Origin of the sequence: Jatrophihabitans sp., assembly GCF_035474675.1 — a bacterium.
In the GTDB taxonomy this organism is placed as follows: Bacteria; Actinomycetota; Actinomycetes; order Mycobacteriales; family Jatrophihabitantaceae; genus Jatrophihabitans_A.
In genome coordinates, this window is sequence record NZ_DATINC010000170.1 from 14,203 (window position 1) to 32,453 (window position 18,251).

Genomic DNA, 18,251 nt, shown 5'->3' on the forward strand with positions numbered 1-18,251 from the left:
CGACTATAGAACGCCCGGCGGAGATCGGCGCGTCGAGGTATGCCGCGGCGCGGCGGGGGATCAGGTGTGGGAGATGTTGTCCCAGCCCTCGACGTCCTTCGGGCTGCGCGGCTCGGGGCCGACGTAGCGGGCCGACGGCCGGACCAGCCGGCCGGTTTTCTTCTGCTCCATGATGTGCGCGGCCCAACCCGCGGTCCGGGCGCAGCTGAACAACGCCGGCATCATGTGCGGCGGCACCTCGGCGAAGTCCAGGATCACCGCGGCCCAGAACTCGACGTTGGTTTCGATCGGGTGGTCCGGCCGCCGCTCGCGCAGCTCCGCCAGCGCGGCCTGCTCCAGTGCCTCGGCCGCCTGGTAGCGCGGGGCGTTGAGCTCCTTGCAGGTACGCCGCAGCACCCGGGCCCGGGGGTCCTCGGCCCGGTAGACCCGGTGCCCGAAGCCCATCAGCCGGTCCTTGCGGTCGAGGATGGTGCTGACCACCTTGCGGGCGTCACCGGTGCGCTCGACCTCCTCCAGCATCGGCAGCACCCGGGCCGGCGCGCCGCCGTGCAGCGGGCCGGACATCGCACCGATGGCACCGGACAGGGCCGCGGCCACGTCCGCGCCGGTGGAGGCGATCACCCGGGCGGTGAAGGTGGAGGCGTTCATGCCATGCTCGGCGGCCGAGACGAAGTAGGCGTCCACCGCGTCGATGTGCCGCGGGTCCGGCTCGCCCCGCCAGCGCACCATGAAGCGCTCCACGATGGTGCGGGACTTGTCGATGCGCGACTGCGGGACGGCCGGCAGCCCGATGCCGCGGGCGGACTGGGCGACGTAGGACAGCGCCATCACCGAGGCCCGGGCGGCCTGCTCGCGGGCCTCGTCGTCGGAGATGTCCAGCAGCGGCCGGTAGCCCCAGATCGGGGAGAGCATCGCCAGCGCGGCCTGCATGTCGACCCGGACGTCACCGGTGTGCACCGGGATCGGGAACGGCTCGGCCGGCGGCAGGCCGGGACCGAACTTGCCGTCCACCAGCAGCGCCCAGACGTTGCCGAACGTGACGTGGCCCACCAGTTCCTCGATGTCGACGCCTCGGTACCGCAGCGCCCCGCCGTCCTTGTCCGGCTCGGCGATCTCGGTTTCGAACGCGATGACCCCCGCAAGTCCGGGGCTGAAATCGTCTGGCATGCAACTGACTCCGATCGCTTGTCAGCTCACCGTCCCGCCCGGCGGGACGGTTCGCGCGTCCGGCGGCCGCACCCGGCAGGGGCGCACCGACCACTTCCATTGTGACCCATACCCCGGCTGCGGGGGCAGACACCCGGGAGTCGCCTTGGTCACCGGGACGCTGCCCGGCCGGGCTGGAACAATGACAGGGTGACCGACCCCGCCAACTCCGCTGCCGGGAACGACGCCGGAGATCCGCTGGCGCGGCTGGCCGGCACCCGCCGCTCCTACCTGTCCGGCGAGCTGAGCGAGGACGTGCTGGCGCCGACCTGGCTCGAGCAGCTGCGGATCTGGTTCGGCCAGGCGATCGCCGACGAGCGGATCGGCGAGCCCAACGCCATGCAGGTCGCCACCGCCGACGCCGCCGGCCGGCCCGACCTGCGGACCGTGCTGGCCCGCGGCTTCGACGAGGCCGGCGTGGTGTTCTACACCAACTACTCCTCGGCCAAGGGCCGGCAGCTGGCGGACAACCCGGTGGCCGCGGCGCTGTTCTCCTGGCTGCCGCTGGAACGCCAGGTCCGGCTGCGCGGGCCGGTGGCCAAGGTGGAGCGGGCCGAGACCGCCCGCTACTTCGCCAGCCGGCCGCGCGGGGCGCAACTGGCGGCCTGGGCCTCACCGCAGTCCGAGCCGATCGCCGGCCGGGCCGAGCTGGACCGGCGGCTGGCCGAGGTCACCGAGCGCTTCGGCGACGGCGAGATCAGCCCGCCGCCGCACTGGGGCGGCTACCGCATTGCGGTCACCGAGGCGGAGTTCTGGCAGGGCCGGGAGTTCCGGCTGCACGACCGGCTGCGTTACCGGCTGGCAGACCCGGCCGCCGACCGGTGGGTGATCGAGCGGCTCGGCCCGTGACCTCGCAGGCCACCCCCGAGCCTGCCGAAACGGTTGCCGGCGCCGTCGACGAGACCCAGCCGGAAGCCGCCACCGGCTGGCTGCGCCAGCACGCCATCGACACCTCTCCGCTGCGGATCGCCCCGTTCCGGCGGCAGGTGCTGGGCCAGGGCACCTCGTTCATCGGCTCGATGCTCACCGCGGTAGCCGTTCCGGTGCAGGTCTGGGCGCTGTCGCACTCCTCGCTGCAGGTCGGCCTGGTCGGGCTGGTCGGCCTGCTGCCGCTGGTGGTCTTCGGCCTGTACGGCGGGGCGATCGCGGACGTGATCGACCGGCGCACGCTGCTGGTGGTGAGCTCGCTGGGCAGCTGGGCCTGCACGGTCGGCCTGCTGGCCCAGACGCTGGCCGGGATCGGCAGCGTCCCGCTGATCCTGGCCCTGGTCGCGGTGCAGTCCGGCTTCTTCGCCGTCGCCTCGTCGGCGCGCGGCGCGATCATCCCGCGGATCGTGCCCACCGAGCTGGTGCCGGCCGCCAACACCCTGACCTTCACGGTCGGCAACGTCGGCCAGGTGATCGGGCCGCTGATCGCGGGTGCGCTGGTCACCCGGCCGCACGGCTTCGGCTACGCCTACGCCGTCGACTCCATCCTGTTCACCCTGGCCATGTACGCCGCCGTCCGGTTGCCCCGGATCCCACCGGACGGCCAGTCGCCCCCGGCCGGGCTGCGCTCGGTACTGGACGGCCTGCGGTTCATCTCCTCCCGTCCGGTGCTGATGATGTCGTTCGGAGTCGACATTGTGGCGATGGTGTTCGCGATGCCCCGCGCGCTCTACCCGCAGGCGGCCGCCGACCGCTGGCACGGCCAGGTCGGCCCGCTGTACGCGGCGGTCGCGATCGGCTCGGTGCTGGCGGGGCTGTCCGGCGGCTGGATCGGCCGGGTGCGCCGGCAGGGTGTGAGCCTGACCGGGGCGGTGGTGATGTGGGGACTGGCGGTGGCCGCGGCGGGCCTGGCCCACCAGCTGTGGCTGGCAGTGCTGCTGCTGGCAGTGGCCGGCGCCGCCGACCTGATCAGCGCGGTGTACCGCCAGACCATCCTGCAGACCTACGCCCCCGACCAGATGCGCGGCCGGATGCAAGGGGTGTTCGTGGTGGTGGTGGCCGGCGGCCCGCGGCTGGGCGACCTGCGGGCCGGCGCCACCGCGTCGCTGACCTCGGTGACGCTGTCCTGGGTGGGCGGCGGCCTGCTGTGCGCCGGCGGCGTGCTGGTGGCGGCCCGGGCGGTCCGCTCGTTCTGGCACTACGACGCCCGGCAGCTCCCGGCCGGGGCCGACTCGCTAGCGTCGGGCCCATGAGTCCCGGCAGCAGGCGGTACCAGATAACCGGCGGCGGCTACCGCGCGGAGCTGGCCGAGGTGGGTGCCAACCTCGCGGGGCTGTGGCATGACGGGCTGCCGGTGACGGTGGACAACCCCCCGGACGCGCTGCCGCCCAAGTCGTCCGGTGCGGTGCTGCTGCCGTGGCCGAACCGGATCGCCGCTGGCCAGTACCGCTTCGACGGCGTGGACTACCAGCTGGCCCTCACCGAACCCGCCCGGGGGAACGCCACCCACGGCCTGGTCCGGTGGGTGCGCTGGACGCCGGTCCGGCAGGACGCCTCGTCGGTGACCCTGGCGCACGACCTGGTGCCCCAGACCGGCTACCCGTTCCCGCTGCACCTGGAGGTGACCTACGCGGTGGACGCCGACGGGCTGCGGGTGCGGCTCGAAGCGGTCAACACCGGCTCGGCCCCGGCGCCGTTCGGGGCCGGCTGCCATCCGTACCTGGACCTGGGCGGGCACGACTACGACACCGCCGAGCTGCTGGTGCCGGCGGCGGCGATGCTCGACACCGACGCCCGGCAGATCCCCACCGGCCGGCGTCCGGTCGAGGGCAGCCCGTACGACTTCCGGCAGCTGCGGCCGATCGGCAGCGTACGGCTGGACCAGGGCTACGCGGAGCTGACCGGCTCGGTGGCGGTGCTGCGCACCGAGCAGCGGACCGTCGAGCTGTACTGGGACGCCGCCTATCGCTACCTGCAGGTGTTCACGCCGCCGTCCGTGCTGCCCGGCCGCAATGCGGTGGCCATCGAGCCGATGAGCTGCCCGGCCAACGCCTTCAACACCGGCGAGGCGCTGGTCCGGCTGGAGCCCGGTGAGCGGTGGAGCGGCAGCTGGGGCATCCGGCTGGCCTGAGGCCGAGCCCCTCCGGTGCGAGACCCGGATGCATAAAGACAAACTAATCGTCAACAATTAAGCGCTCCCAAGCATCTTGCCCATGTGAGGCAAACGGCGAGAGCAGGCGCGATCTCCTGGTGTGCGAACGTTCTTCCTGCCCTCGCAGCGCCCTCGCCGGGGCCGGCCGGCCCGACCGCCGGGCGGCCGACGCGCGGCGTCGGCACAGCAGAGCCCGACGGCCCGCCGCTCGCTCCGACAGCCGGCTCCGGCGGCAGGCGGCCGCACCTCGGCACGCCAGCCTTCCTGCTGTCGTCGAGCATCGTTGCCGCCGCGGCGGTCTTCGAGAACTTCTACCGGCTCTCGCGGGCACCGATCCAGGTCGACGAGGCCCTGTACGCCAACGTCTCGTGGCGGTACCTGCACTGGAACTCCCTTCCCGCCACGCAACGGACCTCGGTGCTGAACAACTTCGAGCATCCACCGCTGGCGAAAGTGCTCTTCGGCCTCGCCGAACTCGTCCGGGGCCGGCCGGACATCGGCGCCGCACGGGCCGTCAGCGCGTGCTGCACGGTGGGCACCGCACTGATCCTGTGCCTCTGGCTGGGCGCCGCGGTCAACCGGTGGGCGGGATTGCTGGCCGGCGGCACGCTGGCGCTGATCCCGATGAGCGTGACCCCGCAGGTCACCCGGTTCGGCCGGGCCGCGATGCTCGACCCGGTCGCCGGGTTCTTCGTGGTCGGCTCGCTCGCGCTGGGGTGGTACTGGTTCCGGCATTCCGGTTGGCGGGCCTGGGTGCTGGCGGTCGCTGCCGGCATCGGTACCGGATTGGCCAGTGCCAGCAAGGAGAATGGCTTCCTCGGCCTGGTGGTGCCGGTGGCGGCCGGCCTGGTGTGGTCGCGGCACCCGCTGACCGCGCTACTGGTCCGGCTGCTGCAGGCACTCAGCGCGGTAGTCGCGGCGGCGGGGGCTTTCCTCTGCTGCTACCTGCCCTTCGGCGATCCGGCAGGGCGGATCGGCTACCTGTACCGCTTCCAGTCCCGGCACTCCCGCAACGGGCACACGGTCGGCTTCGACGGGCGGTTGGCCAGCCATCCGCCATGGTGGACGAACCTGTGGTTCGCCGGTCACGGGGTCGGGCCGATGCTGAGCTGGGCGCTGCCGCTGGCCATGCTGGCCGCCGTGGTGCTGCGCCGGGACCGGCTGGTCGGCTGGTTGGTCGCCTCGCTGGTCGCGCCGCTGATCTTCCACTGCTGGCTGGCCGGGGTGGTGCTGCCCTTCTACTGGACGCTCTGGACACCGGCCGCGGTGGCGCTCTCGGCGCTGGGCTGCTGGGAGCTCGCGCGGCTGGCCGGGCAGGTACGACCCCCCGGCTTGCGGCAACGGTTGGCGCGCGGCACCGCGGGCCTGGCGGCCGCCGGCGCGCTGGTAGCGATCGTGGTCCCGTCGGTCGGGCAGCTCGACCGGGTCGCGCGCTTGCCGCGGGACGGTCCGGTCGCGCTGCCCGGAATACGCGCCCGGCTCGGCCTGCACGGCGCGGTGTTGACGACAGGATTCCAGCGGATCGAGGTGGCGACGTTCACCGGGACGGCGCCGGTGTACCTGCGTTTGCCCAAGGATTTCCAAGGCATCGACACCGTCCTGATCGGGCAGCCGCGCTGCCACACCGTCTCCGATCCGGTGGTCCGTGCGTTCGTCGTGACGAACCTGCGGTCCGGTTCGTTGCGGCTGGTGCGCACCGACCGGTTGGCACGCCTCTACCTGGCGAGTGGTCCGCTGCAAGCGCCGACGGCGGACGAGATCCGAGCCCAACCGGTGGTGCAGCTGGTCACCGGTTGCTGACTGGTCGGTGAGCCTTGTCTATACACACAACGCATGGAACAATGCGTTGTGTGAGTACCGCACCGCCACCGCTTGCGCCGATCTTCCGCAGCGACACGCAGCTGCAGATCCTCGGCGCCACGTATCTGGAGCCGGATCGACATTTCGCGATCGCCGAGCTGGTCGAGCGATCGGGCCGTCCCCAGCCTACAGTCGCGCGGGAGGTCGACCGGTTGGTCGAGGCCGGCCTTCTCGAGACCGAGCTACGAAGTGGCCGGCGCAGTGTCTGGGCCAACTCGACCTCGCCGATCTTCGACGAGCTCCACTCGATCTTGCTCAAGACGATCGGTCCCAAGGCGGTCCTGGAGAGACTGTTCCGCGGGCTTCGCGGCATCGATCGCGCACTGATCTACGGCTCATGGGCACGCCGCTACCACGGGGAAGCAGGCCCGCTTCCCCAGGATGTCGACCTCATGGTCATCGGCACCGGCGACCTCGCCGAGATCCGCGCAGGCGCCGATCAGGCATCGCGCACGCTCGGCCGGGATGTCAATGTGACCATGCTGAGCCCCGACGAGTGGGACAACAGCCAGACCGGCTTCGTCGCTCACCTGAAGTCACAGCCGGTGGTCGAACTGGACGTGCTGCAATGACGGTGCCTTCCGCCGTCATGGCACTGATCACCGCACGGCGTATCGAGCAAGTACCTGCTGATCGGCCGAGTGCACTGCTGCGTCTGGTCCGTGCTGAGGAGAAGCTCGAAGCGGCGCGCAAGATAGCCGCCTTCGACGTCGAGGTGGCCTACGTGGTCAGCTACGACGCCGCGCGGATCGCGGTAACCGCGCACATGCTCGCCGCCGGCTATCGGGTTCGCGCTATCGCCGGTGCTCACGAGGCGGTCGGCACCTACGCCGAGGCGGTCATCGCCAGCCCGAGCGTAGGAGAATTCCAGCGCATGCGGCGTCGGCGCAACAAGGCCGAGTACGACGACATCGCCATAGGCCATGCTGAACTCACCGCAGATCTCGCCCACGCCGAAGCGATCATCGAAGCTGTTCGAACTGCGCTCTGACTGCTCGCCCCAATACATTCCAACGGTGCAGTACGGTGAGCCGGTCCGTGCCCGCCGCAGCTGGAAGGCCAGAGTTCAACCCATGCGGATATCCGTCGACGACGCGGTGGTCGCCGCCTTTCCGGACTTCGAGATCCGGCTGGTCACGGCCACCGGGGTGCGCAACCGGGAGGTCTGGCCGCACCTGGACGCCGAGCTGGCCGAACTGGAAGGCCTCGTCGAGTCGGGCCGGTTCGCCGCGCCCACCGAGGACGAGGAGGCGATCAGCTCGTGGTTCGCCGCGTTCCGCAGCTTCGGCACCAACCCGCGCCGGATGCGGCCCAGCGTGTACGCGCTGCTGCGCCGGCTGGCCGGTTCCGGCCGGCTGCCGCGCATCACTCCCGCCGTGGATGCCTACAACCTGGTGTCGATCCGGCACCGGGTGCCGGCCGGTGCCTTCGACCTGGCGAAGCTGCCCGGTCCGATCGAGATCAGGCTTGCCCGCGCGGGTGATTCCTTCACCCCGCTCGGCGAGCCGGACTCCGTCGAGCAGCCCCGGCCGGGCGAGGTGGTCTACGCCGCGGGCTCGGAGGTACTGACCCGGCACTGGAACTACCGCGACTCCGAGCGCACCAAGGTGGACGAGGACTCCACCGCCATCGTCTTCGTGCTGGAACGGGTCGCGGCCTCGCGGGCGCTGACCAAGGCGGTGGCCGCGGCCGGCGAGGAGCTGGCCGAGCTGGTGGCACCGTTCGCCGAGCAGGTCAGCGTGCGGTCGCTGACGCCGCAGTCGCCGGCGGCCGAGCTGGCCGGATAGTGGGGTTGATCGGATAGCAGAGCTGGCCGGGTAGTGGAGCCGGCCGGGTGGTTCAGCCGGCCGCCTCACGCAGCGCCTGGTAGTCGGCCAGGCTCGCGGCCCGCTCGGCGGCGTGGTCGACGATCCGGTCCGGGTACCCGGCCGGCAGCCCGTCTGGACCTCGCCACGGCTCGTGGATGCGGCCGGCCGGCAACCCGGCGAGCTCCGGCACGTACCGGCGGATGTAGTCGCCGTCCGGGTCGAACTTCCTGCCCTGCAGCACCGGATTGAAGATCCGGTAGAACGGGGCGGCGTCGGTTCCGGTGCCGGCCACCCACTGCCAGCCGTGGGCGTTGCTGGCGAGGTCGGCGTCGACCAGGTGGCGCATGAAGTGCCGGGCCCCGTCGGTCCACTCCAGGTGCAGGTCCTTGACCAGGAAGGACGCCACGATCATCCGGACTCGGTTGTGCATCCAGCCCTCGGCCAGCAGCTGGCGCATGCCGGCGTCGACGATCGGGTAGCCGGTCCGGCCGGCGGCCCAGGCGGACAGCCGCTGCTCAGCGAGCCGGCCGGTGACGAACGGCAGTCCCTGCAGCTGCTGGTGGTAGTACCGCCGGGCCGAGTCGGGACGGGCGTGGAGCACGTCGGCGTAGAACTCCCGCCAGGCCAGCTCGCGGCGGTAGGTCTCGTGCCGGTCGGACAGGTCCGCGAGCAGGGTGCGCGGGTGGATGGTGCCCCACTTCAGGTGCACCGACATGTGCGAGGTGCGGTCCAGGTCCGGCCGGTCCCGGTAGTCGGCGTAGCTGTCGGCCCGCTCGGTGAGAAAGGTTCGCCAGGCTCGGCGGGCGGCCGCCTCGCCGACCTTCGGCAGCCGCAGCCCATCCGGCAGCTCCGGCTCGTCCGGCAGCCCGTCGGAGCGGGCCGCGACCCAGCTCGGGCGTACCGAGCGGGCCGGCTCCGGCCAGCCGTGCTCGCGCCAGGCCCGGTAGAAGGCCGAGTACACCTTGAAGTTCTCCCCGCTGCCGTTGCGCACGCTGCCCGGCTCCACCGCGTACGGCGAGCCGGACCGGTGCAGGTCGATGCCGCCCAGCGCGTCGGCCACCGCCTGGTCGCGCCGGTCGCCGTACGGGCCGTAGTCGGCCGCGCAGTGCACCGACTCGGCCCCGATCTCGCGGCACAGCGCCGGCAGCACCCGGACCGGGTCGCCGTGCCGCACCACCAGGTTGCCGCCGAGCTGGTCGTCCAGCGCCCGCAGCGTGCGGTACAGCACCGCCACCCGCGGCGCGCCGGACGGCCGCAGCAGTGCCGGGTCGAGCACGAACACCCCGAGCACCGACCGGTCGCCGGCCGCGCTGGCGGCTACCAGCGCCGGGTTGTCCGACAGCCGCAGGTCGCGGCGGAACCACATCACGGCAGGCATCCCCCGACGGTAGGCGAACGCCTGCCGATGTGGTGAAGTACCTGCATGGAGCTGACCAAGTTTGGCCACGCCTGCGTCCGGATCGCCGACGGCGACCGGCGGCTGGCCATCGACCCGGGCGTGTTCACCGACGTGTCGCAGGCGCTGGCCGACATCGACGCGGTGCTGATCACCCACGAGCACGCCGACCACATCGACGTCGACCGGCTGGCCGCGGCGGCCGGGCAGAACGCCGACCTGCGGATCTGGGCCCCGAAGTCGGTCGCCGACCAGCTGGCCGGCAACCAGGCGCTCGCCGACCGCGTCACCGCGGTCGGGCCGGGCCAGTCCTTCGTGGCCGGCGGGCTGCAGGTGCGCACCTACGGCGGCCAGCACGCGCTGATCCACTCCTCGATCCCGGTGATCGCCAACGTCGGCTACCTGGTCGGCGACGCGGTCTACCACCCGGGCGACTCCTACACCGTTCCCAACGCCGTGGTCGAGGCGCTGCTGGTGCCGATCAACGCGCCCTGGTCCAAGCTCGCCGAGGCCATCGACTTCACCGTCTCGGTGCGGGCGTCGCGGGCCTTCCAGGTCCACGACGGCCTGCTCAGCGACCCCGGCCGCTCCGTCTACGAGACGCAGCTCGACCGGGCCGCCCAGTTCTACGGCACCACCCGCTACCAGCACCTCGACCCGGGCCAGAGCGTTTCGCTATGAGCTCGCTGGACGCTGCCCGTGAGCTGCTCGCCCGCCACCCGATCATCGACGGGCACAACGACCTGCCGTTCGCGTTGCGGGAGCTGGTCAACTACGACCTGGACGCCTATGACGTCGGCCGGCGCCAGGACCGCAGCCACACCGACCTGGTGCGGCTGGCCGAGGGCGGCGTCGGCGCGCAGTTCTGGTCGGTGTTCGTGCCGTCCGGCTGGGCCGGCGAGCGGGCGGTCACCGCCACCTTCGAGCAGATCGACGTGGTGCTGCGGATGGCCGAGCGCTATCCGGACCGGATGGTGCTGGCCCGCACCGCCGACGACGTCCGGCAGGCCTGGCGTGCCGGCCGGCTGGCGAGCCTGATGGGGGCCGAGGGCGGCCATTCCATCGACTGCTCGCTGGCGGTGCTGCGGGCGATGGCGAGCCTGGGCGTGAAGTACCTGACGCTGACCCACAACGACAACGTGCCCTGGGCGGACTCGGCCACCGACGTGCCGGTGCTGGGCGGGCTGAACGACTTCGGCCGCGAGGTGGTCGCAGAGCTGAACCGGCTGGGCGTGCTGGTGGACCTGTCGCACGTCTCACCCGACACCATGCGCGACGCGCTGGCGGCCAGCAGCGTGCCGGTGATCTTCAGCCACTCCTCGGCCCGGGCGGTCTGCGACCACGTGCGCAACGTGCCCGACGACGTGCTGTCGAGCCTGGCCGGCAACGGCGGGGTGTGCATGGTGACCTTCGTGCCGTACTTCGTCAGCGAGGAGTGCCGAGCCTTCGAGGTGGAGGTGAAGGCGGCGATGGCCGAGCGCGGCGAGGACCCGGGGGACTGGCAGGCCTGGACGGCGGCCATCGCCCGTGCCGAGGCGGCCGGCACCCCGCGGCCGGTGGCGACCGTCGCCCAGGTGGCCGACCACATCGAGCACGTCCGCGAGGTCGCCGGGCTCGCCCATGTCGGCATCGGCGGCGACTACGACGGCTGCGACCAGCTGCCGCAGGGGCTGGAGGACGTCACCGGCTACCCGGCGTTGATCGCCGAGCTGATGGGCCGCAAGTGGTCGGAGGTGGAGCTCGCGGCGCTGACCGGCGAGAACCTGCTGCGGGTGCTCGCAGACACCTCCCGGTAGCGCCGGCCGGGCCGAACCGGGGTGGCTCAGGCCCGGCGCGCACGAGCTGCGTGCCCTAGGGTGCGGATATGCCGAAATCCGGCAGATGTCCCGCTTTAGGGAGGCTAGGGCGATGCGGCGGTCCCGTACAGGTATGCGCGTACTCCTTGCAGTCACCGTGACACTGCTGGCCGCGATGAGTTCGGCCGCCGCGGTGACGCTGGCCGGCGGTCCGGCGCCGGCCGCCGCGGCCACCCCGTACCGGGTGCTCTTCGACGCCAGCCACGGCGAGACCGCCGGCAACGCCGACTGGATCATCTCCACCGCCCAGCCCGACCCGCTGGCGCAGAACGCCAATCCAACCTCGGAGGCCTCCTGGACCGGGGCGATCTCGGCCTGGGGCGTGGCGCTGCAGCGCACCGGCCGGTACTCGCTGGCCACCCTGCCGGCCGGCGGCCGGATCAGCTACGGCGACGCCGGCAACGCCCAGGACCTGAGCAGGTACTCCGCCTTCGTGCTGCCTGAGCCGAACGTGGTGTTCAGCTCGGCCGAGAAGACCGCGATCATGACCTTCGTCCGCAACGGCGGCGGCCTGTTCCTGGTGTCCGACCACACCGGCAGCGACCGCAACAACGACGGCTGGGACTCGCCGAAGATCCTCAACGACCTGATGAGCAACAACAGCGTCGATTCCACCGACCCGTTCGGCTTCTCCATCGACCTGCTCGACATCGCCAACGAGAACCCCAGCGTGATCGGTTCGGCCGCCGGGTCCGACCCGATCATCCGCGGGCCGTTCGGAACCGCGACCGGAACCATCGTGCGCGACGGCACCACGGCCACCCTGAAGCCCGCCGACAACGCCGGGGTGCGCGGCGAGATCTTCCGCAGCGGCTTCTCGGCATCGGGCACCACCGGGGCGGCGGTGGCCTCGGCGACCTTCGGCTCCGGCCGGGTGCTGTTCTGGGGCGACTCCTCGCCGATCGACGACGGCACCGGCCAGTCCGGCAACACCCTCTTCAACGGCTGGAACGACCCGGCCGGCACGGACGCGACACTCGCGCTGAACGGCACCGAGTGGCTGGCCAGCGGTACCGGTGGCAGCACCGGGAGCTGCCCCTCGCCAGGCCAGCAGTCCACCACCAGCTTCGAGAACGGCAATGCGGCTCCCTGGACCGCCTCTGCCGGCGTGATCACCAACTCTTCCGCCGAGCCAGCCCATACCGGCACCTGGAAGGCCTGGCTGGACGGCTACGGCATCACCCACACCGACACCCTGTCGACCACGGTGAGCATCCCGGCGGGGTGCACGGCGACGATGAGCTACTACCTGCACATCGACACCGCCGAGACGACCACCACCACGGCCTACGACAAGCTGACCCTCAAGCTGGCCAACACCGTGGTGACGACGTTCTCCAACCTCAACGCCAACACCGGGTACGCCCAGCGCTCCGTCAGCCTCTCCTCGCTGGCCGGCCAGACCGTGTCGGTCATCTTCACCGGGGTGGAGGACAGCAGCCGGCAAACCTCGTTCGTGATCGACGACATCACGCTCACCCTCAGCTGACCTGCCTCGACGAGGCGGCGGAACCGGGGGCGACCGATCCCGGAGTGATCAAGATCCGGCGCGTCGATACCGCCACTTACCAGCTATGGCGGGCACCATCCGTTTGTGCGGACGCGCACGCCATGGATCGTGAGGTTATCGTTAGACAACGTCGATGGCTGGGGCCGGGGACCCTACGACAAGGTGGCGGTAAGGCAATGTATGCCATGCATGCGTCCGGTCCGGAGCCAGCAGGGCACAAGACCGGTGGCGCCGAGCTGCGCAAGCTGCTGCTGGCGGGACTGGTCGACCGGCTGCCGGCCGCGATCTACGCTGCCGAGTCCGGCCCGGACGGGCAGTGGCTCTACGCCAGCCCGCAGATCAAGGAGATCCTCGGCTTCGACGCCGGGGACCTGATCGCCGACCCGGGCCTGTGGGCGCGGCAGCTGCACCCGGACGACCGCCCGTGGGTGCTGCGCTCGGAGACGGCGCCGGGGGCGGGACGCTGCCAGGTCGAGTACCGGATGATCCGCCGCGACGGCCAGGTGATCTGGGTGCTCGACGACGCGCTGGTCGAGCAGGTGGGCGCGGGGTCGGTGCAGCACGGCCTGCTCTACGACATCACCGCCCGCAAGCGCACCGAGCTGCTGCTGGCCGAGCACGCCGACATCGTGGAGCGGGTCGCGCGCGGCGAGGAGCTGGCCGAGATCCTGACCGAGCTGGCCACCGCCACCGAGGCGGTCAGCGGCGCGGCCCGGTGCCTGATCGAGGTGCAGCCCGGCGCCGGGCTCGGCCGGGGCATCCGCTGCTGCTCCGACGGCGTGCTGGACGCCGCCGACCGCGACCGGTTCGCCCCGGCCAGCCATTCGGCCGAGTTCGCCGCGCCCAACGGCAACCCGCTGGGCCGGGTGAGCCTGCACTACCCGGACGGCGCTCATCCCCAGGACTCCGACGGCGAACTGGCCGGCTGGGCGGCGAGCCTGGCCTCGGTGGCGGTGCTGCGGGCGGCCGAGCATGCCCGGGTGACGCTGTCGATGTCGCTGCTGGAAGCCACCCTGGACGCCACCGCCGACGGCATCCTGGTCATCGACGCGGCCGGGCGCATCCTCGGCCACAACCAGAAGTTCCTGGACATGTGGCGGATCGACCCGGCGGTGCTGGCGTCCGGGGAGGATGCCGCGCTGCGCGCCTCGGTGCTGGACCAGCTGGTCGACCCCGAGCAGTTCACCCGGCAGGCCGACCGGCTGATGGCCAGCCCCGCCGAGTGCAGCCACGACGAGCTCGAGTTCCTCGACGGCCGGTTCTTCGAGCGCTACTCCCAGCCGCAACGCATCGACGGGGTCACGGTCGGGCGGGTGTGGAGCTTCCGGGACATGACGCTGCACCGCCAGCTGGAGCAGGAGCTGCGGGTGCAGGCCTTCACCGACCCGCTGACCCCGCTGGCCAACCGGACGTACTTCATCCAGCAGGTGACGGCGGCGCTGAACTCCGCCGGCCGCCGCGAGGACAGCCTGGCGGTGCTGCTGCTCGACCTGGACGACTTCAAGACCGTCAACGACAGCCTGGGCCACGTGGCCGGCGACGCCCTGCTGATCGCGATCGCCGAGCGGCTGGGCACCTGCGTCGCACCGGGCGACGTGGCGGCCCGGCTCGGCGGTGACGAGTTCGTGGTGCTGCTGCGCCAGCTCAACGGCGCCGAGGACGCGGTTTATGCCGCCGAGCGGGTGCTCTCGGCGCTGTCGGCGCCGCTGGTGGTGGAGGGCCAGACGCTGACCGTCCGGGCCAGCATCGGGATCGCGCTGCCGTCGGCCGGCGAGGACGCCGGGGACCTGCTGCGCAACGCCGATCTGGCCATGTACACCGCCAAGCGGGACGGTGGCGGCCGTTGCCACACCTACGCCCCGGAGATGCACGTCGAGGCGATGGCCCGGCTGGCGCTCAAGGCCGACCTGGAACGTGCCATCGAGTCCGACGAGCTGGTGGTGCACTACCAGCCGGTGCTGGACCTGCACAGCTTCGAGATCGTCTCGATGGAGGCGCTGGTGCGCTGGCAGCACCCGGAGCGCGGCCTGATCTCGCCGGAGGAGTTCGTGGCCCTGGCCGAGGAGTCCCGGCTGATCGACCGGCTCGGCTCGGTGGTGCTGCGCCAGGCCTGCAACCAGCTGGCCCAGTGGCGGCGCAGCATTCCCGCCCACCGCGAGCTGACCGTCAGCGTCAACGTCTCGCCCCGGCAGCTGTCGGACCCGGGCCTGATTCCGGAGGTCCGGCGGGCGCTCTGGGTGGCGGGGCTGCCCGCTTCGGCGCTGGTGCTGGAGATCACCGAGAGCAGCCTGGCCACCCCGACCGTGGACGTGATCACCGTCCTCAACCAGCTCAAGGACCTCGGGGTGGTACTGGCCCTGGACGACTTCGGGGTGGGCTACTCCTCGCTCGGGCAGCTGGTGAACTTCCCGCTGGACATCGTCAAGCTCGACAAGTCCTTCGTGGACCGGCTCAACGGCGAGCTCGCCGGGGCAGCGCTGCTGCGCGCGGTGCTGCAGGTCGCCGACGCGCTGTCGCTGGAGACCACCATCGAGGGCATCGAGGACGCCCAGCAGCTGCAGCAGGTCCGGACGCTGGGCTGTGGCCGCGCGCAGGGTTTCCTGCTGTCCCGGCCGCTGGACGCCCAGGACTCCTCGGACCTGCTGGCCGGCCGGGTGCCGCCGGTCAGCGTCGCTGGCCTGCCCACACCGCTTGGCCTGACCGGCCCGCTGCCGCGGTTGGCCTGACCGCCCCGACCGCGGCGGTGCGTGCGGTCAGCGGCCTGACCGGTTCGTGCGTGCCGGCTGATTGCGCCAGCGGCCGGCATTCGATAATGCAGGCGTGAACTCTGCGCACGCCGGCCTCACCGTCCGGGACGAGCTGTCCATCTCCGAGGTCGGCTACGACCATCCCGATGCCCAGCGGCTGATCGCCGAGGTGCAGGCCGAGTACGTCCAGCGCTACGGCGGCCCGGACTCCACGCCGGTCGACCCGGCGGAGTTCGCCCCGCCCCAGGGCCGGTTCGCGGTCGGCTACGCCGGCGGCGAGCCGATTGGAATGGGCGGTTGGCGCCGGCACGACCCCGAGGACCCGGAGACGTCCTGGGCGGCGCCGTCGGCCGAGGTCAAGCGGATGTACGTGGCGGCCGGCATGCGCAATCGCGGCTACGCCCGGACCATGCTGGCCTACCTGGAGGACACCGCGCGCCAGGACGGCGTGCGCTGGCTGCTGCTGGAGACCGGCCACCGCCAGCCCGAGGCGGTCGAGCTGTACCGGTCCTGCGGCTACCTGCCGGTGTCGCCGTTCGGGTACTACGCCGGCCGGGCGTCGGCCATCCACCTCGGCAAGGACCTGGTCACAGCCGAAGCTCCCCCCGCAGCGGCAGCTCGGCCACGTTCGGCCCGGCCTGGACGGTGAAGCCGCCCGGCTCCAGCAGCCAGCCCTCGCCGGGCTGCCAGTGCTCGAACGCCCGCCGGGGAAGCGCGATCGGCACCGTCACGGTCTGACCGGCCGGCACCTCGACGCTGGCGAAACCGGCCAGCCAGCGCACCGGGCGCCGCACCGCGGACTCCGGGCGGGACAGGTACACCTGGGCCACCTCCCGGCCGTCCCGGGCCCCGGTGTTGCGCAGCCGCAGGGTGACGGTGGCGAGCGCGTCCGGATCGCTCGCGGCGCCCGGCCGGTCCACCGACATCGACTCGTAGCAGAAGCTGGTGTAGCCGAGCCCGAAGCCGAACGGGTACGCCGGCTGCGTGCCGGCCCGCAGCCAGGCCCGGTAGCCGATGTCGATGCCCTCCTCGTAATGCAGCACGCCGTCGGCCGGGGTCACGTCGAGCACCGGCACGTCGGCCTGCTCGGCCGGCCAGCTGGTCGGCAACCGGCCGCAGGGCTCGGCCGCGCCGGTCAGCACGTCGGCCAGCGCCCGGCCGTACTCCTGGCCGCCGAACCAGGTCAGCAGCACCGCCTGCACCTGCTCGCGCCACGGCAGGGTCACCGGGGAGCCCGAGTTGACCACCACCACGGTGCGCGGGTTGGCCGCCGCCACCGCCCGCACCAGGTCGTCCTGGCGGCCGGGCAGCGCCAGCGAGTCGCGGTCGAAGCCCTCGGACTCGACCTGCTCGGTGGTGCCCACCACCACGACCGCGACCTCGGCCTGCCGGGCAGCCTCGGCGGCCTCGGCGATCAGCGCGTCGGCGGAATCCACCACCGGTCGCCAGCCGAGGGTGACGGCCAGCGAGCGGTGTGCCGCTGCCCGGCCGGTCAGGGTGTGCACCAGTCGCAGCCGGTAGCTCCGGCCGGCCGCCAGCTCGACCCGGGCGACGCTGGCCGGCGGGCCGAACAGCCCGCTGCCCGGGTCGTCGCCGGCTACCGTGGCGTCGGCCGCCAGCAGCTCGGCACCGTCGACGCTGAGCGTGGTCGGCCCCACCACGGCGAAGCCGAGCTCGACCGGCCCGGTCTCGGCCGGCCGGTAGTCGGTGACAATCTCCAGGTCGGCCAGCTCGCCGTCCGGCAGGTTGCCCAGCCACACCAGGGAACTGGCGAAGCGCACCTCCTCCAGCACCAGCGTGCCTGCGGTGTCGCGGACGCGTACCCGCAGCCCGGCCGAGCCGGTCTCCGGATCGGTCAGGGTGTCCGGCGGCAGCGGCGCGACGCCCTGCTGCACCGCGGCACCGAGGCAGTAGCTGACCACCGCGCCGGGCAGCGCCTGGCGGAGCCCGGCCAGCGGCGAGAGCACCTCGCTGGGCACCACAGTCGCGCTGCCGCCGCCCTGGGTCCGGGGCAGTGCGGCGTGCTGGCCGCTGACCGCGATGCTGGCCGGCGCGCGCAACGGCAGCAGCTGCCCGTCGTTGCGGACCAGCACGATGCCGCGCACCTCAGCCTGCCGGGCGAAGTCCAGGTCGATGATCGGCCGGGGCCGCTCGTCGGCCGGTGTGCCCAGCGCGCCGACCCGAGCGGCCAGCCGCAGCAGCCGGCGGACCTTCTCCTCGACCGCCTCGGCGGGCACCTCGCCGGCCCGGACCGCGGCCACCAGCGCCGCACCCCACGCACCGTGCGGGCCGGGCATCGCCAGGTCCTGCCGGGCGGTGGCGGCGGCCAGCGAGCGCACCGCGGTCCAGTCGGAGATGACCAGCCCGTCGAAGCCCCACTCCTCGCACAGCGGACTGCGCAGCAGGTCGTTCTCGGACATCGTCACCCCGCCGACCGCGTTGTAGGACGACATCACCGTCCAGGCGCCGGCCTGCACCGCCCGCTCGAAGGGCGCCAGGTACAGCTCGCGCAGCGCCCGGGAGTCCACCGTCACGCTGGCGGTGAACCGCTCGGTCTCCGAGTCGTTGGCGACGTAGTGCTTCACGCAGCAGCCGACCCCGACCTCCTGGAGGCCGCGGATGTAGCCGACCCCGATCGCGCCGGTCAGCACCGGGTCCTCGGAGTAGCACTCGAAGTGCCGGCCGCCCAGCGGGCTGCGGTGCAGGTTGACGGTCGGCGCGAGCAGCACGTGCACACCCTTGCGCCGGCACTCCTGGCCGAGCAGCCGGCCGGCGACCGCGGCGAGGTC

The 18,251-nt window shown here is 72.4% G+C and carries 15 protein-coding genes; 12 read left to right on the forward strand and 3 right to left on the reverse strand.

The genetic code is table 11. The features are described from left to right. Nucleotides 1-60: 60 nt before the first annotated feature. Nucleotides 61-1,167, reverse strand: coding sequence for a citrate synthase 2 (locus tag VLJ82_RS19880; protein ID WP_408665105.1), 1,107 nt, complete (start codon nt 1,165-1,167; stop codon nt 61-63). A 189-nt stretch (nt 1,168-1,356) separates the two neighbouring features. Here VLJ82_RS19880 and pdxH point away from each other — a divergent pair, with 189 nt between their 5' ends. The 7 genes from pdxH (at nt 1,357) to VLJ82_RS19915 (ending at nt 7,932) form a co-directional block, all read left to right on the forward strand. After that, nucleotides 1,357-2,055 (forward strand): pyridoxamine 5'-phosphate oxidase, encoded by a 699-nt coding sequence (gene pdxH, locus VLJ82_RS19885; protein WP_408665106.1) that lies wholly within the window; start codon nt 1,357-1,359, stop codon nt 2,053-2,055. Then, complete coding sequence (locus VLJ82_RS19890; protein ID WP_408665107.1) at nt 2,052-3,386, forward strand: MFS transporter; 1,335 nt, start codon at nt 2,052-2,054, stop codon at nt 3,384-3,386. The genes pdxH and VLJ82_RS19890 overlap by 4 nt, the downstream gene beginning before the upstream one ends. Further along, complete coding sequence (locus VLJ82_RS19895) at nt 3,383-4,264, forward strand: aldose 1-epimerase family protein (protein WP_408665108.1); 882 nt, start codon at nt 3,383-3,385, stop codon at nt 4,262-4,264. The genes VLJ82_RS19890 and VLJ82_RS19895 overlap by 4 nt, the downstream gene beginning before the upstream one ends. Before the next feature lie 84 nt (nt 4,265-4,348). Continuing rightward, on the forward strand, nt 4,349-6,085 hold the full coding sequence (locus VLJ82_RS19900) for an ArnT family glycosyltransferase (protein WP_408665109.1): 1,737 nt from the start codon (nt 4,349-4,351) through the stop codon (nt 6,083-6,085). Nucleotides 6,086-6,135: 50 nt separating this feature from the next. Beyond that, complete coding sequence (locus VLJ82_RS19905; RefSeq protein WP_408665110.1) at nt 6,136-6,717, forward strand: MarR family transcriptional regulator; 582 nt, start codon at nt 6,136-6,138, stop codon at nt 6,715-6,717. A 17-nt stretch (nt 6,718-6,734) separates the two neighbouring features. After that, a complete protein-coding gene (locus tag VLJ82_RS19910; RefSeq protein WP_408665111.1) occupies nt 6,735-7,136 on the forward strand; it encodes a hypothetical protein in 402 nt (133 codons plus the stop codon). 82 nt (nt 7,137-7,218) lie between these two features. Continuing rightward, nucleotides 7,219-7,932: a B3/B4 domain-containing protein gene (locus VLJ82_RS19915; RefSeq protein ID WP_408665112.1), complete on the forward strand. Its 714-nt coding sequence runs from the start codon at nt 7,219-7,221 to the stop codon at nt 7,930-7,932. Between the two features lie 52 nt (nt 7,933-7,984). On the opposite strand, the gene VLJ82_RS19920 is transcribed toward VLJ82_RS19915, so the two are convergent. Beyond that, a complete protein-coding gene (locus VLJ82_RS19920; protein ID WP_408665113.1) occupies nt 7,985-9,331 on the reverse strand; it encodes a cryptochrome/photolyase family protein in 1,347 nt (448 codons plus the stop codon). Between the two features lie 45 nt (nt 9,332-9,376). On the opposite strand from VLJ82_RS19920, the gene VLJ82_RS19925 reads away from it, so the two are divergent. The 5 genes from VLJ82_RS19925 (at nt 9,377) to VLJ82_RS19945 (ending at nt 16,111) form a co-directional block, all read left to right on the forward strand. Further along, complete coding sequence (locus VLJ82_RS19925) at nt 9,377-10,030, forward strand: MBL fold metallo-hydrolase (protein ID WP_408665114.1); 654 nt, start codon at nt 9,377-9,379, stop codon at nt 10,028-10,030. Next, on the forward strand, nt 10,027-11,145 hold the full coding sequence (locus VLJ82_RS19930; RefSeq protein WP_408665115.1) for a dipeptidase: 1,119 nt from the start codon (nt 10,027-10,029) through the stop codon (nt 11,143-11,145). Before VLJ82_RS19925 ends, VLJ82_RS19930 begins: the two co-directional genes overlap by 4 nt. A 133-nt stretch (nt 11,146-11,278) precedes the next feature. Then, nucleotides 11,279-12,694, forward strand: coding sequence for a hydrolase (locus tag VLJ82_RS19935; RefSeq protein ID WP_408665116.1), 1,416 nt, complete (start codon nt 11,279-11,281; stop codon nt 12,692-12,694). 197 nt (nt 12,695-12,891) lie between these two features. Beyond that, nucleotides 12,892-15,441, forward strand: coding sequence for a bifunctional diguanylate cyclase/phosphodiesterase (locus VLJ82_RS19940; RefSeq protein ID WP_408665117.1), 2,550 nt, complete (start codon nt 12,892-12,894; stop codon nt 15,439-15,441). A 94-nt stretch (nt 15,442-15,535) separates the two neighbouring features. Beyond that, nucleotides 15,536-16,111: a GNAT family N-acetyltransferase gene (locus VLJ82_RS19945; RefSeq protein WP_408665118.1), complete on the forward strand. Its 576-nt coding sequence runs from the start codon at nt 15,536-15,538 to the stop codon at nt 16,109-16,111. Here the strand turns inward: VLJ82_RS19945 and VLJ82_RS19950 are convergent. Further along, nucleotides 16,050-18,251: beta-glucosidase H (locus VLJ82_RS19950; RefSeq protein ID WP_408665119.1), on the reverse strand; the 2,202-nt coding region annotated here is incomplete at its 5' end. The genes VLJ82_RS19945 and VLJ82_RS19950 overlap by 62 nt on opposite strands.